Source organism: Variovorax robiniae, from assembly GCF_037889955.1.
GTDB classification, from domain to species: domain Bacteria; phylum Pseudomonadota; class Gammaproteobacteria; order Burkholderiales; family Burkholderiaceae_C; genus Variovorax; species Variovorax robiniae.
The window spans coordinates 20,536-35,941 of record NZ_JBBKZS010000015.1; the positions used below are offsets into that span (position 1 = coordinate 20,536).

A 15,406-nucleotide genomic window follows, 5' to 3' on the forward strand; every position below is an offset into this window, starting at 1 on the left:
GGCTCACGCGAGCAGCGTCATGCCCGCCGCCCGGACGGCAGCGCGATCAAAACTGACGACGCTTCCGCAGGCATGCCGAAACGCAACTTTGGCGATCAGGATATCGGGCAGGCCGGGCCTCGCGCCCGACAGTCCGCGGAAGTGATCGATGGCGTCTCGAACCGCCTCGCGTTCCTGAAACTCGAAATGCGCAGCGGTCAACATGTCGGCCACGGTATCGACGATTTCCCGTGGCGTCGCCGCATACAGGCGCTCAAGGACCCAGCACAACTCGACCAGTACCACGAGGCTCACAAAGCCCGGGCGGCGCTCATTCAGTTCATCTTCGATCAGGCGCGTGGCAATCGCGGACTGCCTGGCGTCATCCTGCGCCAGGTAGCGGACGAGCACATTGGTGTCGAGGCCGATCATCTGTACTAAGACTTCCTCGGGCCGCGATGCAGGCGAGCAGAGGCGCCTTGGGCGATGGCAGCGTCCATTTCCTTCAGAGTGACGGTCTTCTTCACACGACCTGCAAAGCGCCCCTTCAAGGTCTTTCCGTCGCCGTTCACCGGGACCACCTTGAAGCCGTCGTCCGTCGGGACGAAGTCGACCTTCGATCCCGCGCGCAATCCCAGTGCCGTACGCACTGCCAGAGGCATCGTGATCTGCCCCTTGGTTGTCATGGTTGCGATGGCCATCAATTCTCCTTACTTGGCGTAAGGAAAGTGTAGCTCACGCAAGCGTATCGAACCACCAGGAAACAGACGGCCAGTCGTCGCGGCAATCAGGGCCAACCCATCCCCCCGTTTCGGGGAGGGCGTCGCGCCGCCCGAAGCGCCATCCTGCGTCGATCCAGAACGAGGAGACGCATGAAACGCAAGATCGCCGCCTTTTCCATCGCAGCATTCGGCCTCTGCGCCGCTGCATTTGCCCAGACCCAGGGCGTCAGCAAGTCCGAGATCGTGGTCGGCACGATCCAGGACATCTCGGGCCCGGCCGCAGGCTTCGGCAAGCAGGCGCGCGCCGGCATGCAGTTGCGCATCGACGAGCTCAACGAGCAAGGCGGCGTGCACGGCCGCAAGGTGCGGCTCGTGGTCGAGGATTCGGCCTACGACCCGCGCAAGGCCATCCTGGCCGCGCAGAAGCTCATCAACCAGGACCGCATCTTCGTCATGGCGGCCCACATCGGCACCGCCCACAACCTGGCCGTGCTGCCGCTGCAGCAGGAGAAGAACATCGTCAACTTCCTGCCGTTGACGGGCGCACGCGAGATGTACGAGCCGCTCAACCGCCTGCGCTACGCGCTGAGCGTTCCCTACTTCGACCAGCTGCAGGTGACAGTGCCCAAGCTCGTCAAGGACAAGGGCCTGAAGCAGCCCTGCGCGCTCTACCAGGATGACGAGGCGGGCCTGGAGATGCTGCGCGGCGCAGAAGCGGGCTTGAAGACCATCGGCATGCAGATGACCGAGAAGACCTCGTACAAGCGCGGCGCGACGGACTTCAGCTCGCAGGTGGCACGACTCAAGGCCGCCAACTGCGACCTGGTCGTGCTCGGCACCATCATCCGCGAGACCGTGGGCACCATCGCCGAGGCACGCAAGACCGGCTTCAACCCGACCTTCATCGCGACCACCGCCGCCTACACCGACCTGGTGCCCAAGCTGGGCGGCAAGTCGATGGACGGCCTCTACGCCGCAATGGCGTCGCAGCATCCTTACCTCGACGACGCCACGCCGGCGCTGCGCTTCTGGGCCAACAAGTACAAGACGCGCTTCAGCGAAGACCCGACCGTGGTCTCGGTCTACGGCTACACGGTGATGGACCTGTTCGTGAAGGCCGCCGAGAAGGCCGGCCCCGACCTGACCACCGACAGCTTCATCAAGGCCATGGACACGCTCAGCGTGCCGGCCGACATGTTCGGCACCGACGCGCTGAGCTTCTCCCCCACCAAGCGCCTGGGCAGCGACGCCACGCGGCTGTCGCAGTTGGAGGATGGGCGCTGGAAGGTGGTGTCGGGCTACGCGCGCGCGGCGCGCTGAGCGGCGGCGGGGCGGGCCGACACCGGGCCCTTCGCGCAGCACGACGTCAGCGGGTGGCAACAGCGGCTGATGCGTAGAACAAAAGCTTGACCTGGACTGACCGGCAATCGACCTTGGTGCAAGGTCACATGCACCAGTGGGCATGTGAAAGGAATGTCAACGTGTATAACCGAGGCCTTCCATTGAATCGCCCCGGGGAGGCCCGATGCAATCGAATCAAGATGTCCTCGCGCCGCTGCGCGAAGCCACCGGCGAGATGCACGCATCGCTCGACGCCGGCCTTCCGCTCGCGCGTCCCGGTGCCAGCCTGGCGGACTATGCGGACCACTTGCTCGCCCTGCGCCCCTGGCTCGCGGAAGTCGGCTTCGCGCTGGCGCACACTGGCGAGGCCGGACTGGCGCCTTTCGCCGCGCGCATCGACGACAAGCTGAGAGCGCTGAACGCCGATCTGGCTGATCTGGCCATTGCAGGGAGGCCATTGCCGCCATCCGCCAACCCTGCCGCGCGCGACACCGACGAGACGCTGCTGGCCGAGGCGTCGGCGAGCATCCCGGGCTATGGCTGGGGACTGGTCTACGTCGTCGAAGGTTCGCACCTGGGCGGCGCGGTGCTGCACAAGCGCCTGCGTGAGCGCCTGGCGCCGCACCCCCTGCGCTACCTGTCGGGCACCGGCGCGCGCGGCGTTGGGGCCGGATGGTCGAGCACTGTGGCGCAGCTCGGCGAGGCCCTGGGCGATGCCGACGCGCTGTCGGGAGCCCGGCAAGGCGCAGTCGCTGCCTTCCAGCGCCTCATGTTGCGTTTCGAATGGCCCGCGCCGGCGGGCGCGGCAGCCCCATGAGCCAGCCGCCCGTCACCCTGTCCACCGTCAACCTCGACAACTGCGACAAGGAACCGATCCACATCCCCGGCTTCATCCAGCCGCACGGCGTGCTGCTGGCACTCGACCGCAACGGCATCCTGACGCATGCCAGCCGCAACGCCCGCGCACTGCTGCCGGCGCTAGCGCCCCTGGGCGAACGCCTGCTGCCGACCCAGCTGGCCGACGACGCCGCGCTGCAGGACGCGTTGGCACAGGTGGCGCAACAGGCCGCCACGGAGGACGGGGTACCGGTGCAAGCCGTCGAAGCGGTCTTCGACGGCATCGTGCATGACGTGGTGATCCACGGCTTTGCCGGGCGCGTGCTCATCGAGTTCGAGAAGCGTCTGCCCGGCCAGGGCGCATTGGCCTCCTTTGCGCTCCTGGCCCATCGCAGCATGAACCGCATGCGCGGGCGCCGGGATATCGTCGCGATGATGGAAGAAGCGGTCGCCGCCGTGCGCGAGCTCACCGGCTTCGACCGTGTGATGGCCTATCGCTTCGCGCACGACGACAGCGGCGAGGTGATCGCCGAGTCCTGCGACGCCAGCCTGGAACCCTACCTCGGCCGGCGCTTTCCCGCATCCGACATTCCCGCGCAGGCACGGCGGCTCTACACCATCAACACGCTGCGGCTGATCGCCGATGTCAGCGACATGCAGGTGCCCATTGATGCCCTGCCGGGCGACCCGGCGCCGCTCGACCTGAGCCATTCGGTGCTGCGCAGCGTCTCGCCGATCCACATCGAGTACCTGAAGAACATCGGCGTGGCGGCTTCGATGAGCGTGTCCATCGTGGTCGGCGGCCGCCTGTGGGGCCTGATCGCCTGCCATCATGCGAGCGCCCACCTGGTGCCCTATGCGATCCGGATGGCCTGCGACGTGTTGTCGCAGATCCTGGCCTCGTCGGTGCAGGCGGCACTGGAGAAAGCGGGTGCGGCGCGGCAATCCGCGGCCGCCGTCGTGCGCTCGCGACTGGTGGACATCGTGTCGCAAGGCGCCGAGGCTGGCGAAGGCGTTCAGGCGCTGGAGGCCGCCGCGCGACAGACGATCGCATCGGACGCGCTGCTGCTGTCGCACGCGGGCAAGCGCCTGCGGAGCGACGCCCTCCCCGACGAGGCCGCATCCCGGCTCCTGCGCTGGCTGGACACGCACAAGGACGACTTCATCGCATTGAGCGAGGGCACCGCTTTCCCGTCGCTGCACGCCGAGGGCGCAAGGCCGATCTGCGGACTGCTGGCGATGCGCTTCGACCGACTGCACCACGGCTGGCTGGTGCTGCTGCGCCATGAACAGGTCGAGACCATCACCTGGAGCGGACCGGCGGACAAGGTGGCGCGCGTGGGCCCGCTCGGCGCACGGCTGACGCCCAACGGTTCCCTCGCGGAGTGGCGCCAGATGGTGGCGGGCACGGCGGTGCCGTGGGATGCCACGGACCTCCAGATCGCGCGCCAGTTGCTCGACGAACTGGGCCGCGCCACGGCCGCGCGCAGTGCCGAGATGGAACGCGCGCGCTCGCAGTTGCTGGCCGTGCTGGGCCACGACCTGCGCGATCCGCTGCAGTCGATCAGCATGGCCGCCCGCATCCTGGAACACGGCCAGTCGAGCGCCGACATGGGCCAGCGAATCGCTGCCTCCACCGGGCGCATGGAACGCCTGATCTCGCAGGTGATGGACATGAGCCGGCTGCACGGCGGGCTGGGCCTGGGGCTGGTTTTGCGTCCGGCCGATTTTTCGGGCATCGTGCGCGGGCTGATCGACGAAGCCTCGCTGGCCTACCCCAGCGTGCGCATCCAGGCGCAGTTGCCGCCGACGCTGGCCGTGCAGATGGACGCGGATCGCATCGCGCAAGCCGTCAACAACCTCATCAGCAATGCGCGTCATCACGGCGTGCCCGGCAAGCCCGTGGACGTGCACCTGCGAGCCATCGACGGCACCGTCGTGCTGACGGTGTCGAACGCGGCCGACCCCATTCCACCCGAGACGGAGAGCGTGCTGTTCGAGGCGCTCAAGGAGCGATCGCGCGGCAACGTGCGCAACCCGAACGGGCTGGGGCTGGGCCTCTACATCGCGAGCGAGATCGTGAAGGGGCACCGCGGCAGGATCAGCTACCGCTACGAAGATGGCCGGGTCGTGTTCAGCGTCGAATTGCCCGTCGCCGGGACATAGCGGGCTCCTTCAGCCCCTTGCCACGTGCTGACCGCCACCCGCGGCACCGGGGGCGCGGACCATGCCGGGCCTCGCCATGGCGGCAGCAGGTGCCTTGGCACCCATGCCTTGTGTCCCTTGTGCCGCACGCGCCGCAGCCGCAGCGCGAACTTCCATCAGGCATTGCCGAAGGAGTGCCATCGCCCGCTCCTCCTGCCTTACAGCGCGCCCGCGAACTCGGGCACGGCGGCGAACAGATCCGCCTCCAACCCATAGTCCGCCACGCTGAAGATCGGCGCTTCCGGGTCCTTGTTGATCGCGACGATCACCTTCGAATCCTTCATGCTGGCGAGGTGCTGGATCGCGCCGCTGATGCCGGCGGCGATGTAGAGCGAGGGTGCGACGACCTTGCCGGTCTGGCCGACCTGCAGGTCGTTGGGCGCATAGCCCGCATCCACCGCGGCGCGGCTCGCGCCCATGGCGGCACCCAGCTTGTCGGCCAGGGGCGTGAGCACTTCGTTGAACTTCTCGCTGGAGCCCAGCGCACGGCCGCCGGAGACCACGATCTTCGCGGCCGTGAGTTCGGGGCGGTCGTTCTTCGTGACTTCGCGGCCGACCAGTGTCGAGGCGCCTGTGTCGGCAACGGGCGCGATGCTTTCAATAGTTGCGCTGCCGCCGGTCGCGACGGCCGCATCGAAGCCGGTGCCGCGCACCGTGATGACCTTCACCGCATCCACGCTTTGCACGGTCGCGACAGCATTGCCCGCGTAGATCGGACGCTCGAAGGTGTCCGGCGACACCACGCGCGATATCTCCGAGACCTGCGCCACATCCAGCTTCGCGGCCACGCGCGGCGCGACGTTCTTGCCGTGCGCCGTCGCGGGGAAGACCAGATGGCTGTAGTCCCCAGCGACCGCAATCACCTGCGCCGCAACGTTCTCCACCAGCTGTTCTGCGAACTGCGGGCCGTCGGCATGCAGCACCTTCGCGACGCCGGTGATCTGCGCGGCCGCCTGCGCAGCGCCCGCGGCGTTGTGCCCGGCCACCAGCACATGGACCTGGCCGCCGCAGCTGCCCGCGGCCGTGACGGTGTTGAGGGTGGCGCTCTTCAACGCGCCATGGTCGTGTTCGGCAATGACAAGGACGGTCATGATCAGATCACCTTCGCTTCGTTCTTCAGCTTCTCGATGAGGGTGGCGACATCGGGCACCTTGATGCCGGCGCCGCGCTTGGCGGGCTCGGCCACCTTCAGGGTCTTCAGGCGCGGCGACACGTCGACGCCGAGGTCTTCCGGCTTGACGGTCACCAGCGGCTTCTTCTTCGCCTTCATGATGTTGGGCAGCGTGACGTAGCGCGGCTCGTTCAGGCGCAGGTCGGTCGTGATGACCAGCGGCAGCGCGGACTTCACCGTCTCCAGGCCGCCATCGACCTCGCGCGTCACCGTGGCAAAGCCATCGGCAATCTCGACCTTCGAGGCGAAGGTGGCCTGCGGCACGTTCAGCAGCGCGGCCAACATCTGGCCGGTCTGGTTGCAGTCGTCGTCGATGGCCTGCTTGCCGAGGATCACGACATCCGGCTTCTCCTGGTCGACCAGTGCCTTCAAGAGCTTGGCCACGGCCAGCGGTTGCAGGTCTTCCGCGGTCTCGACCAGCACGCCGCGGTCGGCGCCGATCGCCATCGCGGTGCGCAGCGTTTCCTGGCATTGCGCCACGCCGCAGGACACTGCCACCACTTCGCTCAGCACGCCCTTCTCCTTCAACCGCACCGCCTCCTCGACGGCGATCTCGTCGAAGGGGTTCATGCTCATCTTCACGTTGGCGATGTTCACGCCCGTGCCGTCGGCCTTCACTTGCGCCTTGACGTTCGCGTCGAGGACGCGCTTGACTGCTACCAATGCCTTCACGCTGCTTGATCCTGTTGGATGGTCGAGTAATCGGGATTCGGCTTCACGCCGTCGGAACGAAGGCCCAGGCCCTGGCGCTGCAGGCGGGCGATGGCGTCTGCGTCGAAGCCCCAGTCGCCCAGCGCCTCGCGACCGAATTCGCCGCGGTCCGGTGCGTTCTTCGGATGGGCCGAGGGCGTGGCCGAGAAGCGCGGCGCCGGGCCGGGCTGCACCACACCGCCCACTTCGATGAAGCTGCCGCGTGCGAGATGCTGCGCATGGTTCGGCGCTTCGCCGAAGCCCAGCACCGGCGCGACGCAGGCATCGCTGCCTTCGAACACGTCGCACCACTGGGCACGCGTGCGGCTCGCGAAGACCATCTCGAAGGCGGCGCGCAATTGCGGCCAGCCCTTGCGGTCGTGCTGCGCGGGCAGGCCCGCGTCGGCCAGGCCCAGCTTCTCGATCAGTTCGGCATAGAAGCGGCCTTCGACCGCGCCCACCGTCATGTAGTGGCCGTCGCTGGTCGCGTAGGTGTCGTACCAGGGCGCGCCGCTGTCGAGCCAGTTGGTGCCGCGCTCTTCCTTCCAGTGGCCGGTGGCGAGCATTCCCCAGAACACCGCGCCCAGTTGCGCCGCGCCTTCGATCATGGCCGCGTCGACCACCTGGCCGACGCCGCCGCGCTGCACGTTGAGCAGTGCCGCGAGCACGCCCATGGCCAGCAGCATGCCGCCACCGCCGTAGTCGCCGACCAGGTTGAGCGGCACAGTCGGCTTGCCACCAACAGGGCCGATGCCCGAGAGCACGCCCGAGAGTGCGATGTAGTTCAGGTCATGCCCGGCACGCTCGGCCAGCGGGCCGGTCTGGCCCCAGCCGGTCATGCGGCCGTAGACCAGCTTCGGGTTGCGCTTCAATGCCACGTCCGGGCCAAGCCCCAGGCGCTCCATCGCACCGGGGCGGAAGCCTTCGATGACCACGTCGGCGCGCTCGATGAGGTCCAGAGCGGCGGCCACCGCTTCAGGCTTCTTCAGGTCCAGCGTGACCGAGCGGCGCCCACGGCCGGTGATGTCGACGCGAGGCCCGCTGGCCTTGGGGCCGAGGTCCGAATGCGCCACCGAACGATCGATGCGGATCACGTCCGCGCCCATGTCGGCCAGCAGCATGGTGCCGAACGGGCCGGGGCCGATGGCCTCGAACTCCAGGACGCGAATGCCGGACAAAACACCCATTTGGAAATCTCCACGTTGGTTCAGGATGGACCCGGCGCATGCTTCCAGGAGGCTCGTCGGGTCGTTGCAAACGAGTAGACCAGCACGCGCGGCAAACGTGCCTACCCTTATCGGGGGGGCCTGCAGCGCATACCCACAGCGGCCCGATGCTGCTGCACAATGCCCCGCTGCGCCGACCCAGGGTCGGTGAAGCCCGCCCCTCATGCCGCCCCGCCCACCCTCTTCTCGCACCTCGAAAGCGCCACCGGATGCAGCGGCAAAGCCCGTTGTCGCGACCGGGACAGAGCAGCGTTCGGGCGTCGGCATCGTCGGGCGAGAGCGGCTGCTGTCGCGGCTGGTGGAGGCGCGGCGCCTGCGTTGCATCGTCATCACCGGCCCGGCCGGATCGGGCAAGTCGACCCTGGTCGCGGCCTGGCGCCAGTCCATCGTGCCGCTGGGCTTCGACCTGGCCTGGTTCAGCGCGACGGCGAAGGACGACACCCCCGCACGCTTCATCCAGGGCCTGCTGGCAAGCGTCGCGCGCATCGACCCTGTGCTGGTGCAGGAGGCCGCGCGACTGGCAGACACCGACGCCGATCCGAATGAAGACGCCGATGCCACCGAGCGACTCGCGATCTCTCTAGTCCGCGGCATTGCAGCCCATCCGCGCGACCTGGCACTGGTCATCGACGACCTTCATCACCTGCGGCATCCGGCGATCCACGAGGCGCTGCAATGGCTGCTGGATTACGCCCCGCCCAACCTGCACCTGGTGTTCGCCTCGCGCGGCAGCCCGTCGCTTTCCTTCGACCGCCTGCGCAGCCAGTCGCAGACGCTGGAGTTCAACGGACGCGACCTGCGCTTCACGCTGGCGGAGACCGGCCAGTTCCTGAAGGCGCAGCTTGAAGACATCGACACGCGCACCATCCGGACGCTGCACGAACTGAGCGACGGCTGGGTGGCGGGCCTGCGGATCTTCACCACGGACTGGAAGAAGAAGCAGCCCGACGCCGGCCGCCCCGCGCAGGGCGAGCCCTTTGCGCGCGTGTCGACGCGTGACGCGCAAGCCTTCACGCAGTTCTTCGAGGACGAGGTGCTCTCGCTGCTGTCGCCCGAGGAGGTCCACACGCTGGTTCGGGTGGCACCCTGCCGCCGTTGTTGCGCCTCGCTGTGCGCGGCGCTCGTGGACGCGCCCGAAGCCACCACCAGCATGACCGCCCTGCTCGCAAGGCTGCACCGCGACGACCTCTTCGTCGGCCCCGTCGAAGGCCAGCCACCCGAGACTTGGTACCGCCTCCATCCGCTGCTGCGCGAGACGCTGCTGGCACGCTTCGCCGCGCTCAACGAGGCCACGCGGCAGGCCGTACATGGGCGCGCCTTCGCCTGGTTTCGCGAAGCGGGCCTGTTCGAGGATGCGGTGCGCCATGCGGTGCGCTCGGGCCAGCCGGACCAGGCCGCGGCACTGGTCGAGCAGTGCGCGCACTCGCTCATCGTGCGCGGCGAGCGACGGGAACTGGTCGGACTGCTGCGCCAGTTGCCACCGAAGCAACTCGACGGGAGCCTGAAGCTGCGCTTGCTCGCGGCGCGCATGCAACTCTTCGAGCGCGACCTTGTCGCCTGTGCCAGCACGCTCGACAGCGTGGCTCCCGATGTGCCCACCGTAGATTCCGCCAACCGGTTCATGCTGGCCACGCTACGCGCCGCACTGGCCGTTCAGGGCGACGATCTCGACGCCGCGCTGGCCACGCTGCCGCAACTGCTCGACATTCCGCCGGATGCCGATGCCCTGACCATCGGCGGCCGCAACAACATCCTTTCGTGGCTCTACACGCAGCAAGGCGACTACGAGAAGGCCCGGCGCGTGCTGCTCGACGCGCCGCCGCTGATGGTCGATGGCGCTCCCCTGCTCGCCACGGCCGCAGGCAGCCTGCATGGCCGCAACCTGGTCGGCATGAGCTACGCGATGGAAGGCAAGATGACGCAGGCCGAGCGCATCTTCCGCGCCGTGGCCGCGGAGGCCGAGCAAGGCGGCAAGGCCTGCGCCGACGCGTACTACCTGGCGATCGCCCTGCTCGGCGACGTGCTGTACGAACTCAATGACGCCCGGCAGGCCCGTGCCCTGCTGGAGGGCAAGCTCGACATGCTGGAGCGCATCGCCATCCCCGACGCCCTGCTGCGGATCTACCGCGTGCTCGCCGCGGCAAACTGGCAGGCCGGCAGCCAGGCGGAAGCCTTCGCGCAACTGGAACGGCTGGAAGCCTATGCCATGCAGCACAAGCTCGACCGCGTGCTGGCCCACAGCCTCGGCGACCAGGTGCACCTGCGGCTGTTGACCGGCGAATTGATGGCCGCCGAAGCGCTGCTCGCGCGACTCGACGCCCTCCATGCAAGGCATGCCGCATCGACCTTGCAGATGCCCTGGGAGATCAGCGAAGTCACGCAGCGCGCCCACATCCGGCTGGCCGCGACGCTCGGCGACATCGAGAGCGCGGCCACGCAACTGGCCAGCCTCATCGCGCAATGCGAGGCCCGCGGACGCCAGCGCACCGTCGCCCACCTGCTGATGAAAAGCGCGGCCATCGACGTGCAACGTGGGCGCGATGCTTCGGCGCGGGAGAAGCTGATCGATGCGCTGCGCCGCGGCCATCGGCTGGGCCTGCTGCGCAGCCTGGTCGACGCCGATCCGAAGGCGCGCCAGATGATGGCCGAACTGGCACAGGCCGAGGCGCTCGACCCGGTGCTGGCCTTCTACGTGGAGCGCCTGGTGGCCGCGCGCGCGCCGCGCGACGCGCCAACGACTGCGCCCGAGGCCGGTGCACAGGGTGCGATGCCGGCCGAATTGAAGGCCTTCAGCGAGCGCGAGATCGAGATGCTGCGCCTGCTCGCGCAGGCCATGCCCAACAAGAAGATCGCGCGTGCGCTGGGCCTCTCGCCGGAGACGGTGAAGTGGTACCTGAGCCGCATCTACGGCAAGTTGCGCGTGTCGGGGCGGGACGAGGCGGTGGCACGGGTGCGGGACTTTGGCTGGGACATGGACGCGTCACGGGGCGGCGAAGCCTGAGCGCGTGGCGCGGTCAAGCCGCGCCGCCGGATCGGCTCCATCGCGCTACCGCCCACATGATCGCGGCGGCGACCAGGTTGCCGCCGATGCTCGCGACGATCACCAGCGAATAGCTGCGCGTCGCATCGAAGATGTAGCCCGCCGCGGTCGGCCCCACCAGCGTGCCGATCGCCACGCCGGTGTACAGCACGCCGATGATGGCGCCGATGTTCTTGCCGCCGAAGTAGTCCGCCACCAGCGCGGGCAGCAGCGCGACGCAACCGCCGTAGAAGACACCGAAGACCAGCGCGAACACCGCCAGCCCCCAGAGGCCGATGGACAACAGCCAGACGAGCAACGACGCGGCCATGCCGGCATACATGAGGATCAGCGCCGGCTCGCGCCCCATGCGGTCGGCCACGTTGCCCAGGAAGAAGCGCCCCGCCGTGCTGCCGACACCGATGGCGCCGAGCAGCAGCACCGCCGATGTCTGCGCGATGCCTTGGTCGAGCGCATAGGGCACCAGATGCACGAAGGGCACGAACAGGCCGAACGAGCAGAGCATGCATGCGACGTACAGCGCAGCGAAGCGCCGCGTCTTCAACGCCTCCATCAAGCCAAAGCCCGCAGGTGACGCTGCCGTCGTGCCGGCGACCGGCGCGGGCGGCGCGAGATCGCCATCGGGCCACAAGCCGCGATCGCGCGGGTCATCCGCGACCAGCATCGCCATGCCCACGCCCACCACCACCGCGCCAACACCGAGGACCAGATAGGCCGTGCGCCATCCCCAGTGGTCGATGAGGAAAGCGGCCAGCGGCGGCATCACCAGCGTGCCAACACCGATGCCGCTCACCGCCAGCCCGGAGGCGAACCCGCGCCGCCGCACGAACCAGCGCTGGATCGTCCCCAGCGCGGGCACATAGGCCAGGCCGACCCCTACGCCGATGCCGATCGCATACGCCGCATAGACCTCGCCCAGCGTGCGCGCCATGCCCGCCAGCGCCATGCCGGCTCCGGTCAGCACCATGCCGGCCACCAGCAACCGACGCGCGCCCCAACGGTCCGCCAGCGGCCCGCTCAGCACGCCCAGCGCAAAGTAGAGAAAGCCCGCCAGCGAAAAGACCAGCGACACCGAGCCGCGCGAAGCCGCGAACTCGGCCTGCAACGCGTTGAGGAACGCGCTGAAGGTATAGGCGCTGCCGAAGCCGACGAAGGTGGTCGCGAAGGCCGACGCGACGACGATCCAGCCGTAGAAAAGCGCGGGGCGCCCGGGCTGGTCCGCGAATGTCGCGTTCTTGCTCATGTGTCTCCTGTGGGTCGACGCCGATTGTGCTCAGCAAATCCGCGCAGGCGCATAGGGGTCCGCCCCGCCCCCCATCCGGGGTGGGGCCACCCACCCGGCCTCGGAATAACTTAGACCCCCGAGACAAGCTGCCAAGGAGACAACCCAGTGAACGTGACCCGCAACGTCTTCAGAGACGACCATGAGATGTACCGCGAGACGGTGCGCCGCTTCATCGAACGCGAATGCAAGCCGCGCCAGAGCGCCTGGGACGAGGCTGGCAAGGTCGACCGCGAGACCTGGCTGAAGGCCGGCAAGGAAGGCCTGCTGTGCGCCTCGCTGCCCGAGGAATATGGCGGTGGCGGCGGCGACTTCGGCCATGCGGCCGTGGCCAGCGAGGAGTTCGCCCGCTCCGGCGTCAGCGGTCCTTCGTTCGGCATGCACTCGGACATCATCGCGCCCTACATCCTGCGCGCCGGCACCGAGGAACAGAAGCACGCGTGGCTGCCCAAGGCCGCCTCCGGCGAGATCATCCTGGCCATCGCCATGACCGAACCCGGCACCGGCAGCGACCTCAAGGCCGTGAAGACCACCGCCGTGCGCGACGGCGACGAGTACGTCATCAACGGCAGCAAGACCTTCATCAGCAACGGCCTCACGGCGGACCTGATCATCGTGGTCTGCAAGACCGACCCGAAGGCCGGCGCCAAGGGCATCAGCCTGATCGCAGTCGAGGCAAACCGCGAAGGCTTCCGCCGCGGCCGCAAGTTGGAGAAGGTCGGCCAGTACGCACAGGACACCGCCGAACTCTTCTTCGACAACGTGCGCGTGCCGGTGGCCAACCGCCTGGGCGAGGAAGGCAAGGGCTTCGCCTACCTGATGGGCGAGCTGCCGCAGGAGCGCTTCACCATTGCCGTCGGTGCGGCCGCCCGCCTGGAGCGCGCGCTGGAGAACACGATCGCCTACGTCAAGGAGCGCAAGGCCTTTGACGGCACGGTGTGGGACTTCCAGAACACCAAGTTCAAGCTGGCTGACATCAAGGCGCAGGCCGTGGCCGTGCGCACGCTGATCGACCACTACATCGGCGAGCACACGCGCCGCCGCCTCACGCTGGAAGAAGCAGCCATCGCCAAGCTCTTCGCGACCGAGGCGCTGGGCAAGGCGCTCGACGAGATGGTGCAACTGCATGGGGGCTACGGCTACATGCTGGAGTACCCGATCGCCCGCGACTTCGTGGACTCGCGCGTGACGCGGATCTATGGCGGCACCAGTGAAGTGATGCGCGAGCTGATCTCTCGCAAGCTCTGATTCAACTCCTAGGAACTACATGACAAACAAGGTTTTCGTTGCCGGCGTCGGCATGATCCAGTTCAAGAAGCCGGGCGCCAGCGAGCCCTATGACGTGATGGGCGAGCAGGCCATCCGTGCGGCGTTGGCCGATGCGGGCCTGGACTTCTCCGACATCCAGCAGGCCTATGCAGGCTACGTCTACGGTGACTCGACCTGCGGGCAGAAGGCGGTCTACCGCGTGGGTATGACGGGCATCCCGGTGCTCAACGTGAACAACAACTGCGCCACCGGTTCGTCGGCGCTGTACCTCGCGCGCCAGGCCGTGCAAAGCGGTGCAGTCGATTGCGCCCTTGCCTTCGGCTTCGAGCAGATGAACCCGGGCGCGCTGAAGTCGCGCTGGGATGACCGCGCACCGGCGCTGGAGCGTGCCGCCAAGGTCGTCGACGAGTTGGTCGGCCACCCCGAGATTCCCTCGGCCATCCGCCAGTTCGCCGGCGCCGGCCGTGCCCACATGCAGAAGTACGGCACGAAGCTCGAGACCTTCGCCAAAGTGCGCGCCAAGGCCAGCCGCCACGCCGCCAACAACCCGCTCGCGGTGTTCCGCAATGTCGTGACCACCGAAGACGTGATGAACGCGCCCATGCTGTGGGACGGCGTCATCACGCGCCTCATGGCCTGCCCGCCGACTTGCGGCGGCGCTGCGGCCATCGTCGTGTCCGAAGAATTCGCACGCAAGCGCGGCTTGCGCACCGATGTGTTCATCGCCGGCCAGTCGCTCGCGACCGATCTGCCGAGCACTTACGACGCCAAGGACATGATCCGCGTCGTCGGCTTCGACATGACGGCACTCGCCGCCAAGCAAGCCTACGAACAAGCGGGCGTCGGCCCCAAGGACGTCGACGTGATCGAACTGCACGACTGCTTCGCGCAGAACGAACTCATCACCTACGAAGGCTTGGGCCTGTGCGGTGAAGGCGAAGGCGAGAAGCTGGTCAACGACGGCGACAACACCTATGGCGGCCGCTGGGTCACCAACCCCTCGGGAGGCCTGCTGTCCAAGGGCCATCCGCTGGGCGCCACCGGTTTGGCGCAGTGCTACGAGCTCACGCATCAGTTGCGCGGTACAGCAGACCAACGCCAGGTCGCGAACGCGAAGGTCGCGCTGCAACACAACCTCGGCCTCGGCGGCGCCGGTGTCGTGACCATCTACAAGAGGGCCTGATCCATGATCGAAAAGAAGCACATCGGCATGAAGCTGCCGGTCTACAAGGCCACGGCAGAAGCGGGCCAGCTTCGCTTCTTCGCCAAGTCCATCGGCGAGACCAACCCGATCTACATCGATGAAGCTGCCGCACGCGACGCGGGCCATCCCGGCCTGCCGCTGCCGCCGACCTTTCTCTTCTCGCTGGAGTTCCAGATCCCTTCGAGCGCCTGGCGCGACGAGCTGGGCATCGTCACCTCGCGCATCCTGCACGGCGAGGAGAACTTCCAGTACCACCGCATGGCCTATGCCGGCGACACGCTGCAGTTCGAAACGCACATCGCCGACATCTACGACAAGAAGGGCGGCGCCCTGAGCTTCGTGGTGCGCGAGTCGAAGGTCAGCAATCAGCGCGGCGAACACGTCGCGGACCTGCGCAGCGTGCTGGTCCACAAGAACGCATGAGCGAAGGAGTACGCACC

General features: G+C 67.9%; 13 protein-coding genes. 7 read left to right on the top strand and 6 right to left on the bottom strand.

Going from position 1 to position 15,406, the window contains the following annotated elements:
- Positions 1-3: 3 nt before the first annotated feature.
- Positions 4-411: a PIN domain-containing protein gene (locus WKW79_RS26705; RefSeq protein WP_340338251.1), complete on the bottom strand. Its 408-nt coding sequence runs from the start codon at positions 409-411 to the stop codon at positions 4-6.
- Positions 412-416: 5 nt separating this feature from the next.
- On the bottom strand, positions 417-680 hold the full coding sequence (locus WKW79_RS26710; protein WP_340338252.1) for an AbrB/MazE/SpoVT family DNA-binding domain-containing protein: 264 nt from the start codon (positions 678-680) through the stop codon (positions 417-419).
- Positions 681-851: 171 nt separating this feature from the next.
- Between WKW79_RS26710 and WKW79_RS26715 the strand changes: the two genes are divergently transcribed.
- The 3 genes from WKW79_RS26715 (at position 852) to WKW79_RS26725 (ending at position 5,045) form a co-directional block, all read left to right on the top strand.
- On the top strand, positions 852-2,021 hold the full coding sequence (locus WKW79_RS26715; protein ID WP_340338253.1) for an ABC transporter substrate-binding protein: 1,170 nt from the start codon (positions 852-854) through the stop codon (positions 2,019-2,021).
- A 205-nt stretch (positions 2,022-2,226) separates the two neighbouring features.
- The gene (locus tag WKW79_RS26720; protein ID WP_340338254.1) at positions 2,227-2,859 is read left to right on the top strand and encodes a biliverdin-producing heme oxygenase; all 633 of its coding nucleotides are present in this window, start codon (positions 2,227-2,229) and stop codon (positions 2,857-2,859) included.
- Positions 2,856-5,045, top strand: a complete 2,190-nt coding sequence (locus WKW79_RS26725; RefSeq protein ID WP_340338255.1) for an ATP-binding protein — start codon at positions 2,856-2,858, stop codon at positions 5,043-5,045. Before WKW79_RS26720 ends, WKW79_RS26725 begins: the two co-directional genes overlap by 4 nt.
- A 197-nt stretch (positions 5,046-5,242) precedes the next feature.
- On the opposite strand, the gene WKW79_RS26730 is transcribed toward WKW79_RS26725, so the two are convergent.
- The 3 genes from WKW79_RS26730 to WKW79_RS26740 are packed head-to-tail and all read right to left on the bottom strand — an operon-like array spanning position 5,243 to position 8,132.
- A complete protein-coding gene (locus WKW79_RS26730) occupies positions 5,243-6,175 on the bottom strand; it encodes an electron transfer flavoprotein subunit alpha/FixB family protein (RefSeq protein WP_340338256.1) in 933 nt (310 codons plus the stop codon).
- A gap of 2 nt (positions 6,176-6,177) precedes the next feature.
- Entirely contained in the window at positions 6,178-6,927 is a 750-nt protein-coding gene (locus tag WKW79_RS26735; protein ID WP_340338257.1) for an electron transfer flavoprotein subunit beta/FixA family protein, read from the bottom strand.
- Positions 6,924-8,132, bottom strand: a complete 1,209-nt coding sequence (locus tag WKW79_RS26740) for a CaiB/BaiF CoA transferase family protein (RefSeq protein WP_340338258.1) — start codon at positions 8,130-8,132, stop codon at positions 6,924-6,926. Before WKW79_RS26740 ends, WKW79_RS26735 begins: the two co-directional genes overlap by 4 nt.
- Before the next feature lie 202 nt (positions 8,133-8,334).
- Here WKW79_RS26740 and WKW79_RS26745 point away from each other — a divergent pair, with 202 nt between their 5' ends.
- Complete coding sequence (locus WKW79_RS26745) at positions 8,335-11,172, top strand: winged helix-turn-helix domain-containing protein (protein WP_340338259.1); 2,838 nt, start codon at positions 8,335-8,337, stop codon at positions 11,170-11,172.
- Positions 11,173-11,185: 13 nt separating this feature from the next.
- Here WKW79_RS26745 and WKW79_RS26750 read toward each other — a convergent pair whose 3' ends face one another.
- Positions 11,186-12,454, bottom strand: a complete 1,269-nt coding sequence (locus tag WKW79_RS26750; RefSeq protein ID WP_340338260.1) for an MFS transporter — start codon at positions 12,452-12,454, stop codon at positions 11,186-11,188.
- A gap of 147 nt (positions 12,455-12,601) precedes the next feature.
- On the opposite strand from WKW79_RS26750, the gene WKW79_RS26755 reads away from it, so the two are divergent.
- Genes WKW79_RS26755 through WKW79_RS26765 form a run of 3 tightly spaced genes read left to right on the top strand, consistent with a single transcriptional unit; the run spans position 12,602 to position 15,389 of the window.
- The gene (locus WKW79_RS26755) at positions 12,602-13,741 is read left to right on the top strand and encodes an acyl-CoA dehydrogenase family protein (protein ID WP_340338261.1); all 1,140 of its coding nucleotides are present in this window, start codon (positions 12,602-12,604) and stop codon (positions 13,739-13,741) included.
- A 19-nt stretch (positions 13,742-13,760) separates the two neighbouring features.
- On the top strand, positions 13,761-14,945 hold the full coding sequence (locus tag WKW79_RS26760) for a lipid-transfer protein (protein WP_340338262.1): 1,185 nt from the start codon (positions 13,761-13,763) through the stop codon (positions 14,943-14,945).
- 3 nt (positions 14,946-14,948) lie between these two features.
- Positions 14,949-15,389 (top strand): MaoC family dehydratase N-terminal domain-containing protein, encoded by a 441-nt coding sequence (locus tag WKW79_RS26765; protein ID WP_340338263.1) that lies wholly within the window; start codon positions 14,949-14,951, stop codon positions 15,387-15,389.
- The last annotated feature ends 17 nt before the right edge of the window (positions 15,390-15,406 follow it).